15 protein-coding genes and 1 pseudogene are annotated in these 19,658 nt (G+C 62.2%); 9 read left to right on the top strand and 7 right to left on the bottom strand.

Features of this window, described 5'->3' with window-relative positions:
* Positions 1-32 precede the first annotated feature (32 nt).
* Positions 33-1,550, bottom strand: coding sequence for a serine/threonine-protein kinase (locus tag C0J29_RS14555; RefSeq protein ID WP_162951471.1), 1,518 nt, complete (start codon positions 1,548-1,550; stop codon positions 33-35).
* A gap of 234 nt (positions 1,551-1,784) precedes the next feature.
* On the opposite strand from C0J29_RS14555, the gene C0J29_RS14550 reads away from it, so the two are divergent.
* Both C0J29_RS14550 and C0J29_RS33765 read left to right on the top strand, forming a co-directional pair.
* Positions 1,785-3,761, top strand: coding sequence for a serine/threonine-protein kinase (locus C0J29_RS14550; protein WP_120792768.1), 1,977 nt, complete (start codon positions 1,785-1,787; stop codon positions 3,759-3,761).
* A gap of 238 nt (positions 3,762-3,999) precedes the next feature.
* Positions 4,000-4,347: a hypothetical protein gene (locus tag C0J29_RS33765; protein ID WP_242460437.1), complete on the top strand. Its 348-nt coding sequence runs from the start codon at positions 4,000-4,002 to the stop codon at positions 4,345-4,347.
* A 1,216-nt stretch (positions 4,348-5,563) separates the two neighbouring features.
* Here C0J29_RS33765 and C0J29_RS14535 read toward each other — a convergent pair.
* Complete coding sequence (locus C0J29_RS14535) at positions 5,564-5,812, bottom strand: hypothetical protein (RefSeq protein ID WP_120792766.1); 249 nt, start codon at positions 5,810-5,812, stop codon at positions 5,564-5,566.
* A 349-nt stretch (positions 5,813-6,161) separates the two neighbouring features.
* The gene (locus C0J29_RS14530; RefSeq protein ID WP_120792765.1) at positions 6,162-6,377 is read right to left on the bottom strand and encodes a hypothetical protein; all 216 of its coding nucleotides are present in this window, start codon (positions 6,375-6,377) and stop codon (positions 6,162-6,164) included.
* Between the two features lie 230 nt (positions 6,378-6,607).
* Here C0J29_RS14530 and C0J29_RS14525 point away from each other — a divergent pair, with 230 nt between their 5' ends.
* Entirely contained in the window at positions 6,608-7,798 is a 1,191-nt protein-coding gene (locus tag C0J29_RS14525) for an IS481 family transposase (RefSeq protein ID WP_120792764.1), read from the top strand.
* Positions 7,799-8,335: 537 nt separating this feature from the next.
* On the opposite strand, the gene C0J29_RS14520 is transcribed toward C0J29_RS14525, so the two are convergent.
* On the bottom strand, positions 8,336-10,306 hold the full coding sequence (locus tag C0J29_RS14520; RefSeq protein WP_162951470.1) for a hypothetical protein: 1,971 nt from the start codon (positions 10,304-10,306) through the stop codon (positions 8,336-8,338).
* Positions 10,307-10,957: 651 nt separating this feature from the next.
* Here C0J29_RS14520 and C0J29_RS14515 point away from each other — a divergent pair.
* Entirely contained in the window at positions 10,958-11,275 is a 318-nt protein-coding gene (locus C0J29_RS14515; protein ID WP_162951469.1) for a DUF732 domain-containing protein, read from the top strand.
* Positions 11,276-11,345: 70 nt separating this feature from the next.
* Here the strand turns inward: C0J29_RS14515 and C0J29_RS32835 are convergent, their stop codons facing one another.
* Positions 11,346-11,885, bottom strand: coding sequence for a hypothetical protein (locus C0J29_RS32835; RefSeq protein WP_162951468.1), 540 nt, complete (start codon positions 11,883-11,885; stop codon positions 11,346-11,348).
* 81 nt (positions 11,886-11,966) lie between these two features.
* Between C0J29_RS32835 and C0J29_RS14510 the strand changes: the two genes are divergently transcribed.
* Positions 11,967-12,770 (top strand): tyrosine-type recombinase/integrase, encoded by an 804-nt coding sequence (locus C0J29_RS14510; RefSeq protein WP_162951467.1) that lies wholly within the window; start codon positions 11,967-11,969, stop codon positions 12,768-12,770.
* A 451-nt stretch (positions 12,771-13,221) separates the two neighbouring features.
* Positions 13,222-14,346: an IS110 family RNA-guided transposase gene (locus C0J29_RS14505; RefSeq protein WP_242460642.1), complete on the top strand. Its 1,125-nt coding sequence runs from the start codon at positions 13,222-13,224 to the stop codon at positions 14,344-14,346.
* A gap of 19 nt (positions 14,347-14,365) precedes the next feature.
* Here C0J29_RS14505 and C0J29_RS32830 read toward each other — a convergent pair whose 3' ends face one another.
* Positions 14,366-14,986, bottom strand: coding sequence for a hypothetical protein (locus C0J29_RS32830; RefSeq protein WP_162951466.1), 621 nt, complete (start codon positions 14,984-14,986; stop codon positions 14,366-14,368).
* Positions 14,987-15,105: 119 nt separating this feature from the next.
* Here C0J29_RS32830 and C0J29_RS14500 point away from each other — a divergent pair, with 119 nt between their 5' ends.
* The 3 genes from C0J29_RS14500 to C0J29_RS33760 are packed head-to-tail and all read left to right on the top strand — an operon-like array spanning position 15,106 to position 18,449.
* Positions 15,106-15,435: a hypothetical protein gene (locus tag C0J29_RS14500; protein WP_120792760.1), complete on the top strand. Its 330-nt coding sequence runs from the start codon at positions 15,106-15,108 to the stop codon at positions 15,433-15,435.
* 15 nt (positions 15,436-15,450) lie between these two features.
* Positions 15,451-17,751 (top strand): Tox-REase-5 domain-containing protein, encoded by a 2,301-nt coding sequence (locus C0J29_RS14495; RefSeq protein WP_120792759.1) that lies wholly within the window; start codon positions 15,451-15,453, stop codon positions 17,749-17,751.
* On the top strand, positions 17,748-18,449 hold the full coding sequence (locus C0J29_RS33760) for a hypothetical protein (protein ID WP_242460436.1): 702 nt from the start codon (positions 17,748-17,750) through the stop codon (positions 18,447-18,449). Before C0J29_RS14495 ends, C0J29_RS33760 begins: the two co-directional genes overlap by 4 nt.
* 382 nt (positions 18,450-18,831) lie before the next feature.
* On the opposite strand, the pseudogene C0J29_RS14485 reads toward C0J29_RS33760, so the two are convergent.
* Positions 18,832-19,578 (bottom strand): annotated as a pseudogene (locus C0J29_RS14485) (DUF429 domain-containing protein); the annotation flags it as partial.
* Between the last annotated feature and the right edge of the window lie 80 nt (positions 19,579-19,658).

The raw sequence follows: 19,658 nt of genomic DNA, 5'->3' as shown, positions 1-19,658 counted from the left end.
GCCCTGCCCACAGCGCGTCCGTCTAGAACGTCCTAGGGGCCGGTCCTGGTGCCGACACCGGTGCCATCACCTCCGACACCGCACGAACCCGGCGTCAGTATCGTCGAGATCTGGCTGAACGTCTGCACGATGCCATCAACGATGCTCGTGGGCGTAAGCACGTGTCGCATCACGCACGCCCCGCCTTCCGTGTGCTCCCATCCGGTGCCGTTCCACGTCACGGTGGCGCTCTTACCGTTCGCCGTCAGCGTCGCGTCACACATAGCGCAGTCCGATGCGAAGCTGATGACGGATGTCACCGTCGCAGTCCGGAACGTCGCTGTGATCGAGTAAGTCCCATTCAGCCTCGGCCCGGCCGGCGGTGGCGGTGGCGGCGGTGCCAGCGGCGCCAACGCTGCGGCAGGTGTCGTCGTAGTGGTCGTCGTTGTCTGAGAGGCAGTTGACTCTGTTGAATGGGGCAGCAGCAGAATAATTGCCGTGATGGCGGCGACGACCGTGGCCAGGACGCCTGCGCCGAGCAGTATCTTCCCCTTGCCAGCCCCGGCAGCCGAACCGATGCTCAGCGGTGTCGCGGTTCCAGACCCAGCCCCGGCAACAGACCCGATGCCCAGCGGTGTCGCGGTTCCCGACCCAGTCGCGGCAACCGACCCAATACCCAGCGGTGTCGCGGTCCCCGCCGCAGCCCCGGCAACCGACCCGATACCCAGCGGCGCCGCGGTCCCCGCCCCAGCCCCGGCAACCGACCCGAAGCCCGCCAACGCCTTCGCCGCAACTGCCGCCGCCGTCGACCCGAGCGAACCAAGGCTTACTGTCGCCAGCCAGCCCTTGCCATGGGCCGTGTCGGCCGCCTCGTCGAGACGTGCCAGCAGCACGGAAGCGTCGGCCGGACGGTGTCTCGGGTCGACGTGAAGCCCACTTGCCAGCACTGCGGCAATGGGCGCCCCGATGCCTGACAGGTCAGGCGCCGTGCGCTCCGCAGGGAGCGGGTCGGCGACAAGCTTTTGACCACTCAGCAATTCGACCAGCACCATGCAGACGCTGTAAACGTCGGAGCGCTCATCGGCTGCTCCACCCGCCGCGACATCGGGCGAGGTGTACAGCGCGCCCTCTGCGCCGGTCTGCGTCGCTCCGAAACCCCCGAGCAGCGGTGTCCCTGATTCGTCGATCATGATGCTGGCCGGCGATATTCGGCCGTGAACCACACCGCGGTCATGTGCGTGAGCCAACCCGGTGAGTACACCGCGTACCAACGCCAACGCATCGACCGCGAGAAGCGTGGGCGTCCGCGACAGCACCGAGGGCAATGGCGCTCCCGACACCCATTGCTCCACCAACCACGTTCCCGCGTCGTCATCGAAGGCGTCGTAAACGGACACGATGTTCGGATGCCGCAGAACCGACAGCGCCTCGGCGGTGCGCCGAGCATCGGCCACCGTTGTTGAACCGTTCACGCCTTTGAGGGCCACGTCACGGCGCAGACCGGGGTCGAAACCTTTCCACACCGTCGTGCCTGCGCCATGAACGAGACTGAGCCTCTGGTAATCCCCCACCGTTCGATCCCTCCGCCGTTCACTGAGGGTATTCAATCAGTAAGCCAGTGCGTTTGCCGCGGAAACCAGTCGCGCAGGGATGGGGCCGGTCTGCGATCTGTTTCGGTCGTGTAATTCCCCACTGGGATTTGCCCTGACTGAAGATCTTGCCGCCGCTGCGCGACGATAACGGTTGCTGGATTCCGCGAATTGTTAACATCCTGGTACTTCTGCCCGAGGTCATCAGGGGGAAACGTGGCGGGATCTCCGTTCGGGCGGTATGCGCTGATCTCGTTGTTGGGTCGCGGCGGGATGGGTGAGGTCTGGCGGGCCCACGACACGGTGACCGACCGCATGGTGGCGATCAAAACTCTTCTCGCCCAATACTCTGACGACCCCAAGTTTCAGAAGCGATTCCGACGAGAAGCTCAAACAGCCGCGCGACTGAACAGTCCGCACGTCATCCCCATATACGACTACGGCGAAATTGAGGGACGGCTATACGTCAGCATGCGGTTGATTGACGGTCGCGACCTCCAAGCAGTGCTGGCCGAGGGGCCTCTGCGAGCGGATCGCGCGGTGCGCATAATCGAACAGGTCGCGAAGGCATTGCACGCCGCCCATGACATTGGATTCGTACATCGAGATGTTAAGCCCTCCAACGTATTGCTCGACAAGGACGACTTCGCCTACCTAATCGACTTCGGTATCGCCCGCGCGACCGACGACACCCGTCTGACGGGGACCGGCAATGCAATAGGCACGTTCCAATACATGGCCCCGGAACGGATGACCGACAACACCGACGACCCTCGCGCCGACATCTACGCCCTGACCTGTGTGCTCTACGAATGTCTGACCGGCAGGCCGCCCTTCGCCGGGTCCACTACGGCCAGCTTGATTTATGCCCACCTGCACGCACCACCCCCGCAACCCTCGACCACCCGACCCGACGTGCCCGCCACACTCGACGCTGTGATCGCCACTGGGATGGCCAAGGAGCCCGATCATCGCTACGCCACCACCGTCGAACTCGCCGCCGCCGCACACCACGCCACGACGACGCCGATTAGTCGAGCCGATGTACCCGCAAAACCAATAATCCCGTCCGCCCCGAACCTTGCCATCCCGGGCGGACCGACCAATGGCGCACCAGCGCGGCGGGTGATTAATTCCCTTCCCAGCGCCCCGCCCACCAACCAGCCCAGCACGATCCCGCCACCTGCCAGACGGCTGGGGTCCACGCCGCCCGACCCACATCGCGCGTCATCAGCGAAGAAACCGCGGCCAAATCGCAGCGTCTTCGTCTTAGCCGCCGTGATCGTTGTAGTGGTTGCGACGCTGATCATCGCGAAGCGCGAAGATAACCCGACGTCAGCCACCGCCAATCCCACTGGTCCTTTTACGGGCACGTTTAGCGTCGTGTTCGGTCCTCTGCTGCCCACCTCGGGTGGCGAAATCGCAGCGGCGGCAACGGGGATGTACGCAATCCGCAGCACTTGCCCGTCCACAGGCTGCGTGGCCACCGCTAAATTGACCGGCCCCGATCCCGGGAAGTCGCTCGTGTTGGACCAGATCAGCGCTCAGTGGGTTGGTGTGGACATCATCGACAAGACGTCAGCGCCGCAAAGCTTTCGAACTGCCTGTCCAGAGACTGCTACATCAGAACTCTGGGAAGTCCTCCGGCTAACCCCAAGTCTCAACGGCACGGCCTTTTCCGGTGACGAAACCATCATCGATGCCCACACTGGCTGCCAAGCCAAGCGGTCCGTATCTCTGACCAGGATCGCGGTAGCAGAAGAGGCGAGCGTGCCGGATCCGGCGAGTCAACCGCCGCGCACCGGATCACCGGCAGATGCGCTCCATGGCCGATACCGGGTGACATACAACCGCGGCACCGGCATACCAGCCGTGCATGAAGGGCCGGTCTTGACCTCTTGCCTGCGTGCACAGGCACGCTGCATAAGCTCTTTGGTCAGCGACCCCGGCGGCCAGACTCAGGTTCTACGGTGGGTGGACAGTAAATGGTTGTGGAACCTCGATTATAAGGTGGGCTGCGACCTCGACGAGAAGCAAGTGCAGCTAAAAGCGTCGGCGGAATTTCCCCTTCCCGACCCGCCACAAAATCCCATTACCTTACTCACGGGTCGCGGCTGGGACACTGCAACGGGCGGTACCGAGTGCGATGGACAAACTGGTACAACGACCACTTACCAACGCCTCGGGGACTGAGTCACTGTACGGCGGCAAGGGTACGGCAAGCTCCACGAAGCCGAAGGCATCAAGCAGTTTAAGGCAGACAACGAAAGCCGCTGAGTCACAAGAGAACAACGCAAGGCCACCGTCATCGGTGCGGATAACGGTCGATTCTACGATGGTTGGCCCGGGCGCCTGACGGCACTACGAGGCAATCGAAGTCAAACCCGAAACCGCCGGGGTCGACGGCCAGCAGAGGCACTTCGACGCTGTTGTGACCGAGCACAACCCCGCGCACGTCACCATCACGAACGAACGAGGAGTAGTCGAAACCGTGGAGATCACAAGCGTTCGCGTTGAAAAAGGTGCCGAGCGAATGAAACTTACACGACCCACACACGTGCGTAAGTCGAATCGCTCCTCCGGCTGGATGAGCGAGTTCACGGAGGAAATACCGAGCCAGATCGCGGCTGGAATCAAGCGCCTGGGAAACGGCGAGTACACCTTTTACTCCATCGACCCGCTTCCGCCAGATGCCGAGTATGACGAGACTGTCTTCCCCGACGAGTGGATACAGACGATGGGGATCGCCCCAGACCACCTCACCGTTGAGATCCGCTAACTCGACAGCGACAACATGTACCGCGTCTACACAGTCGGGCACTCCGAAGCGTCGAATGAGTCGTCGTAAACCGAACCGATCCGCAACGGCGACAACACCTACCTGGTTCGGCGGCCGAAGTGCTGATCACCACTGAGGCCATCGAACTCTTCCAGCACTACTACGACCATCGCGCCGTCCCCACGGGGTGGCATCTGCGCGAGCACGCGGAGTTCACAACGCCGGCCGCCGGTGACGTGGCTTATAGGAAACCGACAGCCGTTGTGTCGCAGCAATCTCCGACTGCGTCTCCCCTATCAGCCGAGGCCCGCAATGCATACCCAGCCGACGCGACGGCAGACAATCCGAAGTGGACCCGCAAGCAGAGCGGCGACGGTAAATGGTCCAGGTGCATCCAAGCTGATGTCGTACGACATTTTCGCCATTGATCCCGCTGCAGCGCCCGGCAACGGCGCAGGGATGACAACGCGAGCCGAACTTGGCTACGAGTTTATCAAGAGTGCTGCGAGGACCGCGTGAACCCATCCGGCGGATCGGGCGCTATTGCATCCACTTGCTGGCGGTCGGGGCGGGGTGCCTCTGCGTCCTTAGTTGTTGATAGTTAATTGGAACTTCGTCGAGGTCCCGTCGGGACAATTCTGCGAACCGGCAAGTGACCCGTTGTCGATCGTATATGCGCACCCATTGAAGGAACCGGTTCCGGTCCAAGCATTGCCTTGCAGATGCACATCCATTGTTTCCCCATTTGAAAAATGGATCGTCATGCACTTCTGATCACATGAGTTAAGCACCCAATTACTGTGCAGACCCACAGGACCCCCTCCGGTAATGGTCCAGGTGTAGCTACCCTCGCCCAGTTGAGCCGATGCCGGGCTGGCGAATCCGACAGCCGCGCAGACTAAGACAGCGCTAATGGCCAGGCCACTAGTCGTTGCTCGCCGCTGCGGCGCATCTCTCAGACGGCGTGTGGCGTGCCAGGCTTGTCGCGATCGCCAATCGTTCCACCGGGTCCATTGATACCTGGGTTTCCGGCGCCGCGAGCCGCAGAGTGGTTCTGCGGATGCCGGATTAGCTAGGCCGATAGACGCGCCTGTGGGAGAAACGTCTGCCGCGAAGAGTCGCGCAAGAATCATCTGGTGTCCTTATCGAGGCTGCGGACTGGCTGGCTGACTGTAACAATCATCCTCGCCGTCGGATAGAGGGATTTCCCTTGTTATCACCAGCTGACTGCAGCCGAGCGCCCCCGGGCAATCGTAAGCTCTCTCAAAGTGACCACGGCCGGCTCGTCCCCCTCCTCGTCTTCGTTGACACCGGCGGTAATGAACACCTCATTGAATTGCTGGATGAGGAAGTCAGCGTTCTCGCCGAAGACCTCGCCAAATTGCGTAAAGCCGACCGCGATCAGCGCGAGTTGTGGAAGTTGGAACTCGGGAACGCGATATGACCACGCTGTTGGATTGCACAAGCACCGCTATTAGACATCACCGACGGGTTCAGCCTCCGAGCTTCCAGCAAAAAACCCCGGTTCTATCCGCCAGGCCCATGCGGCGACCCCGAGTCGCCGCGTCGCGATGCGTACGGGATCTGGGGAGTTGTACAAGTTTCGAGATTCGAGAACAGTGCTCTGACCAGCACAAACGTGCTGCGGGTTTTTTGGCCAGGCGTCGAGCGGCGACTGCCGCTCGCCACTGATCTATCTGCCACGATTCTTTTCCACCCAAAACCCCTTATCCAGCAAACATAATTCCCAGGTGGGTTATTAGACAGGGGATTTCGGGCTATTAGATGGCCCAGCGAGGACTAAAGGAGGCTGTTCATCGCACCGTCAGCTTGTGAGGGCGAGCGACGTCAGGCATGAGTCGCAACACCGGCGCTGCTGCTGCATTCACCCGCTGGTCGGTCACCTCCAAGATGGCGAGTATCCCCAAGGCCTCGAGCGTGGTCAGGTCCGAGAGGAAGATCCGCTCTGTCAGGTCAGAGAGCCTGTCGATGGCTGACGGGTGCAACGTGGACAGCACACCCTCGGACATGCCGCTACTCATCGTTTGACGACGTACGGGCGGAAATGCGGTTGGATGGGGTGGTGGTCATGTGAGAAGACTCCAATCATTCGGAGCCACGCCGAGACCCTTTCGCACGAATCTTGCACGGAATTACATCTGCGCTGGTAGAAACGTCGGGCTGACAGTGTGTGATTCCAGGACATAGTTGGCAGCTGTCTCGCGACATAGTTGACACTCTGCAAGCCAGGAGGTCAGCCATGTCGAAGGCGCAGCTCGTGATCACCGCCGTGGTCCTGGAAGGTCGCAGCAAAAGCGATGTCGCCCGTGATTACGACGTCTCCCGGCAACGGGTGCAACAACTGTGCAAACGCTACGACACCGAAGGTGCCGCCGCCTTCCTGCCCCACTCACGCCGGCCACACCACAGCCCGCACGCCGTCGCCCTCGATGTCGAGGATCGCATCGTGCGACTGCGCAAGACCCTGACCAAACGTGGCCTCGACGCCGGCGCCGACACCATCGCCTCTCACCTGGCCACCGACCCCACCATCACCAACGTGCCTGCCATCTCCACAATCTGGCGCATCCTGCAGCGCCGCGGCTTCATCACACCCCAACCCCACAAGCGCCCCCGCTCCTCCTGGAAACGCTTTGCCGCAGAACTACCCAACCAATGCTGGCAAGCCGACACCACCCACTGGCACCTCGCTCACGGCGGCGGTGCGGAAATCCTCAACATCATCGACGACCACTCCCGCCTAGACATCGCCAGCGTGGCTCGCCGCACCATCAGCGGCCCCGACGTCACCGCGACCTTCACCACCGCCTTCACCCGCTGGGGCACACCAGCCTCGGTGCTCACCGACAACGGCGCCATCTTCACCGGCGCGCCCCGCCGCGGCGGACGCACCTACCCAGAAATCACCCTCGGCGAACTAGGCGTGCGCTACCTCAACTCCCGGCCCTACCATCCCCAGACCTGCGGCAAAGTCGAGCGCTTCCACCAAACCCAAAAGCAATGGCTCACAGCCCATCCCGCCACCACACTGGCCCAACTCCAACAACAACTCGACGAATTCACCAATTACTACAACACCGAGCGCCCCCACCGGGCGATCAACAGAACCACCCCCCAACAGGCGTTCAACGCCCGCCTCAAGGCCACCCCGAGCGGCTACCTCATCCCGGCCCACTGCCGCATCCGAACCGACGTCATCGACGCCGCCGGCGTCATCACCCTGCGCCACAACAGCCGCCTACACCACATCGGCCTCGGCAAACGACGCACCGGCACCAAAGTCACCGTCCTCATCGACGACCTCGACATCCGCGTCCTGGACCGCAGCACCGGCCACCTCATCCGCAAACTCACCCTCGACCCCAACCGCGACTACCAACCACGCGGCGTGAAATGCGGAAACAGCCCAGAAAACCGGCACGAGGTGTAAACCATGTCTCGGGACACCTGTCAACGATGTCCCGAGACAGGACATGCGTCGGGCTGACAGGATTTGAACCTGCGACCACTTGACCCCCAGGCATGATTTCGGCGTGTCGAGCCGTGCACAGGAATGCATCCGTGCAGGTCAAGGCATGTGGGCACGCCGTTGCACACCCCTGCACGGGAGCCGGTTGGCGTCATGATTGGCGTCAATTGGCGTCAGAAATTCTGTTTGCTGGCGCAGTGTTTGCCCAGTTCGGCACCAAAGCGACCACTTGACCCAGACCTCACGTGGTCGTCAGCAGCCCCTCCGGGAGAAGAAGTCGTGGTTCTCGGCAGGCAACTGGTCAGAGCGGCGCAATCGGCTCTCACCTGCAAAAATACCCACCTCCTGGCACCTGCTGATACCTGTTGCTACCGGCAAAATGTGGGCAAAATGTGGGCACGGATCGTCGGCCAGGAAGATCCCTTCTCCGTCTTCGATGGGATCGTTAGCGAATCCGAGCTCAGTCAATATTGCCCTGGGATACAGCAGACTTCGGAGCTACGGTTCTGAGACGACGAACAGGGCATCTATGTCCCCGCTCGTGCGCACCCGCTCGTACCGGTCGTAATGGTCTTGCCGATAATTGTCCATGTGCGATCTGACATCGCTGCCGGTCAAAAGAGCTACGAATGCCTCGTTGAGGACTTGATGTCCGAGGTTGTACGCGAAGGTCTCGACCGATCTGCAGCCTGCTGCTGAGACGGGTCCTCCATGAATGGCGGCATTCCGCAGCCTCTTTAGCCGACGTAGGTGGCGTTCGAAGCGGCGACCCAGTTCGTCGAGTCGGGCAAACATCGCCGGGGGACTCGCCAATACCGTCTCCAATTCGCCAAGCCCGCGATTTAGCCAGTGGTCGGCATAGATTCCCTTGAGCGTAGAGACGTGGTCAGCAGCTCCGCGCACGTCGAAAGCACCGTGGCCGTAGGAACTGGTGATCGACAGCTTGTCCCGCAGTTCAGCCAGATCGGGGATCGAGGGGGCACCTGGTCGGTGGTCAGGCACCCTCTCAACTGCGTTTCGGGTGAAGTAGCCGATGAACTCGACCATGCGGACACGTGCTTGCGCCTTCTTGAAGTAAGAACTCGCGAAGTCTGCCCAGTGCTTCTCGCCCGCTGATGTCCAGACGTTGACGTGCTCGATGGCTCTCACGGCAGCCATGACTGTGGCAATTGGACCCTCATCGGATGCTGCCTTGAGTGCGGCGGTTAGGTCGATGGCGTCCTGCAGGGCGTGGACGGACTTCGCTGTCAGATTGCTGAAGCGGCGGTTCATGCGCTCGATATCGCGACCCAGGCGGTCGTTCTGGGGATAGTAAGGGTCCTTCACGTCCTCCGCCGGGCCCCATGAGAAGCTGGTCCGCCGACCGTCAACGAATTTGATGCAGCCCCGCTTCAGTTGCCACGTGCCGGGCTCCGCGTGGTTGACCACCTTCAGTGTTTCGATGAGCGTTCGCGCTTGCGCCTCCGCTTCATGAACTTCCGTATCGAGTAAGACCACTCGTGCGTAGGCCATGTTCCAGTCGTCTTCCCATTCGACCTCACCTGGCCGGAGCAACGGTAAGTCCTCGGAAAGAGCAAGGACTTCCATCGGTGGGACCTTGAAGTTGTCGGCGAGTTCTGGATGCCCGACGTGACCGCTCAGGTAGCTGGCGTTATAGAAGGTGACATCACCGTGGTTGACCTCGTATTGAGGTAAGTGGGTTGGGGCAAGCCGAAGCCACACGATGCAGTCGGCTTTGGTCGGCGGGCGAATCAAGATCTGTTCGCATAGTGGTAATCGCTGCCAAGCCTCCAAGCCGCTCGGCTCCCAGTCGGGGATGCCCTGGTGATACTCAGTGCCAGCCGCGCGGCACTGCTCCCGCTTGACCGCGTCCGCTACGTCCGTGAGTACCGAATCCACGTCCCGAAATATGCCGAATCTGCCGCTGTCGAGGTTCCGGACGGAGGCAATTGCCCAGAGCGTATCTCGTCGAAATGAAACTTCTTCGACCTGCCGGTTTCGCTTCTCACAGGTCTTCACGAGATCTCGCCATGAAGCGATGATCGCTTCGTCGGACGAGAGAGTCGTCGCCAGCTGCTGCAGGACGACTTGCAGGTCGGTTCGCACCGCGCCGTCCATTGTGCGTCGGATCGAGCCGTCGGCATCGGTTGACGACGAAATGAGGTTAGGGAGAAGAACGTCAATAGCGGTGGTCTGAGTCGCCACCACTGCAAGGAGTTTCGGACCGGAGTTCTTGAGGCTGTCGCTGTAATCGCCGATCACTTGTTGCCAGTCGTCATGCTGCACTGGTAGGAAGACCCGCTGATCGCCTACCCAGCCCAATAGATCTGCGGTCGCGGCAGGCAGCGTGAGCACAGAGCCATTGCCGGTAATGAGTTCCTCGAACTGAAGCTGCACGCTCAGCTCTTCGACCCACGGCTCGTGCTGACGGATTAGCAAGAGCGCACCCCCATCTTCGGGCTCGGTCAAGCTGGTTGACGACTTAGCCATTCTCGGTCGTCCGACGCGATCCTATTCAAGGCGTGCGACAGCCACCCGATTCACGTGCGGGCGCGGCAAGGAATCGGTCCGGTGCTCGCCCAGACAGGTTGTGTGATCCCCAGCCGAGTGGGCGCACGTAGGCGTCACGGGTGGACCGACTGTGCGTTTCAGCGGCAGCGTCGTTGCCCGACTGACGGCCCACGGGGGCGCGGTTTCAGTCGAACTCGAACCGATACTTGGCGGATTTTAAGTCCGTTCTTCTCGGCGTTTGGTGGTTCAAGCTGTGTTGGGTACGTTGGGAATCTGCTGGTCAGCGGGTTGGTTCCGTTGGCTAATGAAAGCTGTTGTTAGCTCTACTGCGGACGATCTGCGGACGGTCAGACGCTTGATGCACCCCGACGCGGACGGCTGAACAGTTGTAGGTAGGCCGGGATCCGAAAACTTCGCGGGCGCGTGGCTCGTCCGCCCAGCAGGCTGACGGCGGCTGGGTGGCTGCCGCGCCGCGCCTAAGAGGCAGCGAGGCTCACCTCCGGACTTACAAGGGAGCGCAACCCGGTCGAGGCAAATCTAGGGCCTGGAATCGTGGCTCGGCGTAAATTGCGATGCGAGCATCACCTCCGGCGGCGACGAGAGGGCAACGTGAAAACAGCCATTGCCACGCTTCTTGCGGCTTCAGCCTTGCTCCCTACGGCTCCTGCGGCGCAGGCTGATCCAAACACCGTCGCCTTCTGCGCGGACCTGAACCGCCAACTCTCGCCCCCTAACGTCACCAATCCCCAGCAGATCTGCGACAACACCCTCCCAACAGTGCAGAATCTCTGCATCAAGCTCTATCAAGGTTGGACCTATCAACAACTTATGGACTACAGGCTTGGTGAGACAACGGACAAGACGCAGGCCGCGTATATCGCGTTGGCGGTCAAGCACTTCTGTCCAGAGTTTGCAGGAAAGGTCTGATTGTGCCCGTTATCGTGCGATGCTGAATCAGTCCTCGGCCTGAGCGAGCACGGGACATAACGACAACTGTTCACGAGCTAATTCGCACCCATACACAACCGCTCCCAAATCTGATGGTCCCGCCCGGAGTAATTCGGTATGTCAGCGGTTGGCCAAAGTCCGACATCAGCGCGTCAACTAACGCACCTTCGCCCGAGTACTGCGGCGGATAATCGCGGAATTTCACGATGGTGCAGTTGCCGGGGTAGCTGTATCCCTCGACGTTGGTACCAACCCAGAGCCCCGGCATAACACCGACACCGACCTGCAGATCCGGTGAAGCGCCGTCTCGCGCATCCACTCGGGTAGCAGGTTCAGCTCGTGCGGCAGGGCAGCCAATGAAGCTGCCCGAGATAATGGTAGAGATGATGGCGAAGCCGGTGGTCCATTTCAACAGTGCGTGAATGTTATGAACTGAACTCACACCCTTTTTGGCTCTGCACCTTTCGAACTCATCAGGACATTGAGCGTTGCCGCGCAAGTGCCGGGCATCGTACCGGCTGGCGATACTCAATGCGCACAGGAGAGACAACGCACGCCTTGGCAGAATCGACGAAATTGCACTCGCCACGGACCCAGCTTATGGCACAGGATGGCCGCCGGTGGCGATGAACATCAAGTCCTATGGGCGAGAGCGCTAGCCTCTCACCGCATGGGGCCACAGCACGCCTCCGAAGCCGTCCGGTTCGGCGAGTACGCCGAGACGTGGCTGGCGTGGCGCAGCATCTCGGGCCGCACCCGGGAGCACTATTGCAGGTTGCTGGAAAGGCACCTTCTGCCGACCTTCGCTTCCACCGATCTTCGTGACATCAGTCCCACTGCTGTGAATGCCTGGTACGCCGAGGTAGCGACCACCACACCCTCGGTTCGAGCCCAGGCCTACTCCTTGCTGCGCTCGATCATGGAGGCTGCAGTGACTGACCAGCTGATCGAGGCCAATCCTTGCCAGATCAGCGGTGTATCGACCTCGCGACGGATCGACAGCGTCCGGCCCGTAACGCGCAGCGAAGTCGAAGCCATTTCGGCGGCCATGCCACCGGCCTACCGGGCCCTCGTTCTTATGGCCGCAGTGCTGGGTATGCCGGTCAGTGAACTCAGCGAGCTGCGGCGCAAAGACGTCGATCTGATCAACGGGGTCGTGCAGGTGCGTCGGGCGGTGGCACTGGTTAACCGTGTCTTTCGAGTGACGAGCCCGACGAGTACGGAGGGGATCAGGGATCTTGCGCTGCCGCCATCTCTTGTGCCGATGATCGAGGCGCACCTTCGCCAGCACGTTCAGCCAGGGCGCGATTCACTGCTCTTTCCGTCAGTTCGGGACCCGGATCGTCATCTGTCGCCTTCGGTGGTGCAACAGATGTTCGTAAGGGCTTGCGCCGCGGCTGGGCGACCTGACCCACGGATGACGGACCTGCGGCGCTCCGGGGTCAAGCTAACAGCGGTCGACAAGCCAGTGTGATACCCGGCCTGGCCGCTAGGTCGCGAACAGCCACCCACTACCGGTAGGGAGTTCCATTTCCTGAGTTTGGTCACGGGTGATTTATGATCGTCCGCCTTAAAATGAGGTGATCCTGATCGCCGTGCGCCTGGCTTTCCGGAGTTATGCCGGTGGGGGGCCAGCTCCACGCCGCAGTGTCGACGTTCGGCGGGAGGGGTGGGTCCGGTGACGGCAAATGAGTCCCTGGGCTCGTCGGGTAATGCCCCACCGGGGCTTTGGCCGACACCCGTTATACCCGGGGCTTGGGCTGTTGAGGAGTAGTGCCGCACTGTGCTGGCTTCTGGGCGTAGTGCTCGCTGAGCATGTTGTCCGGTCCTGGGCGTAACGGGCTGTACGCATCCCCCGCACGCTGACGTTCGGGTCTGTGCACTTGGCCGTCGCTGGGTGGATTAAGGCACGAGGGGCGACGGTGATGTTTGTTGTTGGAGTCGATACCCACAAGACCACCCACACATTCGTCGCGGTGGACAGTGTGGGTCAACAGCTCGGCGAGCTGACGGTAAAAGCTGTTACCGGTGGTCACTTGAGCGCGCTGTCGTGGGCTCGCCAGAAGTTCGGCGCAGATTTGGTGTGGGGCATCGAAGATTGCCGCAACCTCTCGGGGCGTTTGGAGCGCGACCTGCTGGACGCCGGGCAGCACGTGGTGCGGGTGCCGCCACACCTGATGGCCTACACCCGGGCCTCAGCGCGGGCACGAGGCAAGTCCGATTCCATGGATGCATTGGCCGTGGCGCGCGCGGTGTTGCGCGAACCGGACCTGCCAGTGGCCAGCCACGACGAAGTTTCCCGCGAACTGAAGCTGCTCGTGGATCGACGTGAAGACCTGATCAAACACCGATCCTCAACGATGTACCGCTTGCTGTGGCGCGTTCATGAACTGGACCCCGCGCACGCACCCAAACCCGGGTCACTCAGCCGGGCCAAGACCGTCAATGAACTCAGGACCTGGCTGGCCTGTCAGCCCGGTATGGTCGCCGAGCTGGCAAGAGACGAACTCGCCGACATCATCGCCCTCACCGCCGAGATCGATGCCCTCGAAAGACGCATTGCCGTACGAGTTCGGGCCGTCGCCCCCTCGTTGCTGGCACTGTACGGCTGCGGTGAATTGACGGCGGCCAAGATCGTCGGCGAGGCCGCCGCCGTGTCCAGGTTCCGCAGCGAAGCCGCGTTCGCCTCCTACGCCGGGCTCGCGCCTATCCCACGATCCTCGGGCGGCACCCGGGTGCGGATGAAGGGCCAACGATCAGGGAATCGTCAGCTCAACAGCGCTCTATATCGCATCGCTATCGTGCAGATCAGTCATCCCAGTCCAGGCCAGTCGTATTACCGGAAGCGTTGCGACGCCCAGGATTCGCCCGTAGTGGCGCTGCGTCGCTTGAAACGACGAATTTCGCGCACCGTCTTCGCCAGGCTGCGGGCTGATGATGCGAACAGATCCACTACGCCCGCCCCGCCGTTGTCTTTGCCTGAGCTGGAACGCATTAACACGCAGTGGGCCGCTGCCTTGGCAGACCTTGGAGTGGACGCACCCTGCTAGCTCGTAGCGATCCAGGGTGTTAGCTGTCGGCGCGCAACCGGTGCTTGGCAGCGTCCTCAGCCACCGTTTCTCGTTCTGCGCCGCCTGGCTGCGGTTCCTGGTGCCGGTCATCGAGCACTGGTGCTGGGTATTGAGGTTGTCCATCCTTCACAGCGGGGATGACCTGAGTCTTATCTATATCAACCGCTTGTGTCGCTCCTAGGGCGGCAGATTGAAGTTGCGCGGTTTTGCGGTCGGCGGGCTCGTCACCCTTCGGGACTGGATGACCCGTATCGGGCCGGGGACGCTGCCCCATCTGCCGGAGTTGACGCATCGTGGACTCCACCCGGCGCACCGCACGATCGCGGGCTTGGTCGATCACTCGGGCCTCGGTGTCACGCCTGACCGCATAGTCCAACCCTGCTCGGCTAATGGCTCGAAGATCGTCGTTTGCCGAGCCTGCGATTCGCTGCAGGTCAACCTTGAGATACTGCGCGAGCGTTGCAGTCTCAGGACTGCCGTGCGATAACTCCTCCGGCCACAGGTCGCCGATCACCCAAGGTGTGCAATCGGGCGGCGCGCTGAAGGTGGGCACCGACAGCGATTCCTGGGTCGCCCTGCGCAGCCGCTGACGCGCCGAAATCCGACCGAGAATCCCCACAGGGGTAAGAGTAGTGGCAGTTGCCCCTCAGACCCCCGGCCATCGCATTCGGGAACTGACGTGCCAGCTTGGTCGGTAGGCTCGGGTCTTCACTAAGGCCTGACCTTGAAGGGGAAGCGGTGACCGATCCGGTACTAGAGGCCGACCTGGATGCGCTGGGCCGGTTAAAGCCCCAGCTGCAAACGCTGGTCTGGCGAGTGACGCAAGGCCTGCCACACGAGATCCCCGCTGCTGGCACCGTGGACGCTGGGGCCGCCCCGTCGCTGACCGCTGCCCAGGAGATGTCGACACGAACACTGCCGACGATCAACGCGGCAGTGGCCGGTCGGTTCTCCAAGCTCGCCGACATGATTGATCTGGCACACCAAGGATTTGTCGCCAGCGAGGAACAGCTGCTGACGGCGGTCAACACCATGCCAACCTTGCAGCGAGCGCCGACTACCGATTAAGTCCGAGGCGCGCCGATGCCGACCAAGTCGCAGATTCTGGGTGCTAACCCGCACACAGTGCTCGACCTGATCGACGGCTGGAAGACCACCGTAGCGGCCTTGGAACGGCACGCAGAGACCTACCTGGGGTACGTTCAGCGCCCCGGAGGTTCCACCTGGGAAGGGCGAACCGCTGAAGCCGCGCAGGCGCGCGCCCGACAAGACTACGTAGCAGTCAGCCGCGTCCGAGACGCCGTCGACACAGCCGCCCGTCAGATCAGCAACACCATCAATTCCACGTTGATGCCGCCGCTGGCTAACGCCAAGCAGATCATCGAGAACGCTGACGCCAGCCCCGGGGTGCACGTCAACGAGGACTTGTCGATCAGCTACACCCCGCCACAGGGCACGAGCAAAGAAACCGCTGACGCCAACACGAAAACCGTCGCTGCCGCCGAAGCCGAACTGAAATCCGAGTCCGCCAAGTGGTGGGCCGCCGAACTGGATGTGGCACAACAGATCCGGGACGCAGAATCCACCGTCGTAAAGGATCTCAACTTCGGGGCCACCCTGTATGACCCGCACAGGGCGATGCCGACTTCCCCCAAGGTTCGCCAACCGCCTGGCGCGCAGCAGGCTGTCTTCCCGCCCGCGCCCACCCAGACCCCATCCGGGCTCAGAGACCTGCTCGGAGCCGGGGAAGGCGAACCCGCAGGCGGTCCACCCGGGCTCCAAGAGATGCTGTTCCCCGGGACAGGAACCCATGCGCCGGGCAAGAATGACGGTGCACACCAGCCCGGCAGCCTCACCGAGATGCTCAATCAACTCTCGCAACCCGGCCCGGCTCCGGCAGGCCCCCTGGTACCGATCCCCCCGGCGGATGTTGAGGCCTTCAAGGCCATGGCACGCGACCTGCTCAGGCGAGACGGAGTGCCCCCCGAGCAGATCGAGCAACGACTCAACACCTTCGTCACCCGCGCTCAAGAAGGTTACGGCCTCATGGGCAACCGGGTCCCCCAAGCCGAGGGCCGAGGTCCGGGACCGGGTTTTGGCGATGGCTTCGCTGACACCTGGTTTGGCTTCGAGGACATGGTTCACAACCTCACCGGACAAGGTGGCCCAGGAGCCCCTGGCGTTCTGGAATCCTGGGCGGGACTGGCCGAGGGCGCGGCAGAAGCCATCGTCAAGCCGCCCATCGCCGGGATCGTCGAAGATGCCCTCAACTCACCCAATCCGGCCTACTTCCTCGGGGGGAAGACCGCTGAGGCTGCCATCACCGCACCCTCGATGATGTTCGGCCCGGAGGCTTTGGCAGCAAGAGGGGGCCTCGTCGAAGCCGAGGGAGCAGGAGGATTCGGGGCCACCGGAGGCCTGCATCTGCCACACGAGACGCCGCCGATCGCAAACGGCCCACATCTACCCCATGAGATACCGCCTGCGCGCGAGCATGGACCGGCGGAGCTTGTGCCACACAGTGTTGGCCACACAACTACACCGACGGGTGAAATGTCAGGGCACCCCCCGCAGTTCGTCGGAGCACACCCACCGGCACCGGCGGATACTGCGCTTTCACGACACGCTTCACCGGCACCAGCCGAAGTTCCCGCTCCTGCCGGGGGTGGGTATCAAGCGCCGGGACACCTGCCCGATGGCGGGGGCGGCCATGAACACGGCGGAGCTGCCGATCACCATGTCACTCCACCAGACCACCCGCACACACCGGTGCCGGATCACCACCCGTCACCGCCGGAAGGACCTTCAGGCCACAGCGGTCATCCAGGAACTGGTGTTTATCAACCTCCTGAGCCCGCCACCTTCGACCCCGGCATCGCTGATCACTATCAGTACAACTCCGGCGACCCGCATTTCCCCGGTGAATATCCACCTCGCGTCCCAGAACCCACCTTCACCCGAGGCGACACCGAGCCCGGCTGGGCGCATATCAACCGAGGCCCCGACCGAGAGTGGATGCCCTACCAAGGGCAGATCTCGGGCACGGAGCGGCCACCCAGCGGCTACCTTCCGGAGTACGTAGAAATCAACCCCGAGACCGGGTCACCAGTCGACTACGACGGTCATACCTACCGGGGGGCTCAAGAAGTGTTTCTCGAAGCCAAGGACGGGTTCAGAGGCATGGCGTTCCAACCTGGTAACAGTTACTGGTTGAGCCGAGCGGAAGGGGCCTTTGGGCAGGCACAGCGTCAGCTCGACGCCCTACCAGAGGGTGCGATCTTGGAGTGGCATGTCTCGGATCCGTACGGGGCGGCAGCCCTCCGCCAGCTGTTTGAGCGGCGACGGTTGTTTGACGTAACCGTCATCTACACTCCGAAACTGTGACCCTCTCGCAAGTGCGGCCTATCTGGGCTGCCGACTTTTCATTGAATGCGATTTGGGTCGCTACCGGAGAGTCGCCAGAATGGATCGCCCGCCGCACCGACGCACTCTTGTCCACATTGGCGTATGCGCTGTCGATACCTAGCTGGGAAACACCACAGCATCAAGAATGGCGGGGAACGCCAGAAGCGTTGGCGGACATCGTAAGAAGCCACGTCACAACTGGAACATTCGGCGATCCGGAACCGGAGAGCGGCTATCTGTTCACGGTCTCAGGGAAAGGCCCTGCGGCTGCGCTTCATGTGCAAGTTTCAGCGGGATCGCGATCACAGGGACGACGTGTTCCCCTTCACGCCATCGCCATTGATGTACGTGAGATAGCGCCCGGCGGGGTCACAGCGGAGATGGGTGACGCGCTCTGCGCCGCTGTTGCCGAGGCTTGGACGCCTGCCGCCCTGAGTTTGTCCGACCTGCTGGTGACCCGCACGGCCCGCCGTGGCGGATGGAAGATCCCCGTCGGCTACCGAACGTGGGTCAACACAGAATTGGGAACGATAAGCCAGCTAGAAGAAGGACTGACGTCCACGGAGCTGGCCGGAGGAATGCTCATTTCCGCACCAGACGAGTGGCCCGCTGACCGGGTCGTCGCCGCGATGACCGCAACTCTAGCCGCCAACGGCCTAGAGGAGATCCCTCACTAAGTAACCGCGCCCCCAGCACGCTGTGTTTCTCCGTTCAGGCGCAGAGCGGGTGCCGCGCCGCCGGTGGGTCTCGCGTTGCCGATCACCAATAAGGGCCACACGGTAGTCAAGGGCTGCATCACCACTTGGACTGCTTCACTCTCCGGCGCGGGGAGATCTATAGCGCAACGACGGTCTAGCTGAAGCGCCGCCTGGCTTCGTCCTCCGGCAGCCCTAACGCATCGCCAATCACGGTCCAGGAGCCACCTCGCAGTCGAAGCTGCGCGACTGCCTCCTGCAGAGCCGCCTGAGCAACTTCGAGACTTGCGGCAGCCCGACGAACCCCTTCGAGTTGCGGGTCGGCAACTCGTGCCCCGTCAACAGGTTCGTCGATAAGCTGACGTGGCGTCGGACGCAGATCAGATGGCAGCGTGGGTGTGATGATGTAGCCGGTCTCGAAGTCACCGTAGATCGTGACGTCGTCTGGCCGCTCGGTGGCGTAGTGTCCGATGTAGGCACATAGCACCGCGTCGACAGGGTCTTCGGCCCTGCGCAGTTCGGCTTTGGTGGTGGCCGTCTCAACCATTCGACGTAGCCGTGCCCAGTCTGAGTTCTCCGCCACACGCATGCCCACATCGGCACCGACTAGGTCCTCGATCAGCATGATCAGCCGGAGCTGCTCGGACTGCAGCTGCCCGAAGCTGCGGTTCGGCTTGTGCTTGTACTTCAGGGTGCGGCCTAAGCGAAACAGAGCGATGGTGGCCGGGTGGGGATATACCTCGATGGCCCGACGGGCCGCTGTCGAGGAAGGGTTCATGTCTAGGCCGAGGGCCTCCGCGATGCGGGCACCACGTATACCTGACGAGAAGACAGGAATACCGGTGTTCGCCGAGTGTGCCCCGGCGTCGAAGCGGCTGAAATCTGCGTTGAGTGCACGTTCGGCGGCCCGTTGCCCAGTTGGATTGGCGACGATGAGTGGGGCGTCGATGGCCACCAGACACTCACCTTGAACGTAGGGTGCCACCGAGTCGATGATCGCGTCGTCTTGCAGCGCGGCTCCCACGAACATCAGCTCACCGTCGGCATCGAGAACCGCAACACCGGTCGGTCTCTTCTCACCCCACGCCAAATCCACCCCGACGAAAAACACCCCACCACAATGCCGCATCGGGACGGGGCTGCGGCCCTGAAGGGTCGTGATCGAGGCGGCAAGACCAGCGCTCCGCGCCG

Source organism: Mycobacterium paragordonae, assembly GCF_003614435.1.
Taxonomy (GTDB): domain Bacteria; phylum Actinomycetota; class Actinomycetes; order Mycobacteriales; family Mycobacteriaceae; genus Mycobacterium; species Mycobacterium paragordonae.
Note: the sequence above shows the minus strand (reverse complement) of the source record. Positions and strands in the feature narration are given on the sequence as shown.

Coding starts and splice junctions, on each gene's coding strand:
- C0J29_RS14530 (WP_120792765.1), bottom strand. CDS start 6,377: ATGTCCGAGGGTGTGCTGTCCACGTTGCACCCGTCAGCCATCGACAGG.
- C0J29_RS14525 (WP_120792764.1), top strand. CDS start 6,608: ATGTCGAAGGCGCAGCTCGTGATCACCGCCGTGGTCCTGGAAGGTCGC.
- C0J29_RS14510 (WP_162951467.1), top strand. CDS start 11,967: ATGGGGCCACAGCACGCCTCCGAAGCCGTCCGGTTCGGCGAGTACGCC.
- C0J29_RS14505 (WP_242460642.1), top strand. CDS start 13,222: ATGTTTGTTGTTGGAGTCGATACCCACAAGACCACCCACACATTCGTC.
- C0J29_RS14495 (WP_120792759.1), top strand. CDS start 15,451: ATGCCGACCAAGTCGCAGATTCTGGGTGCTAACCCGCACACAGTGCTC.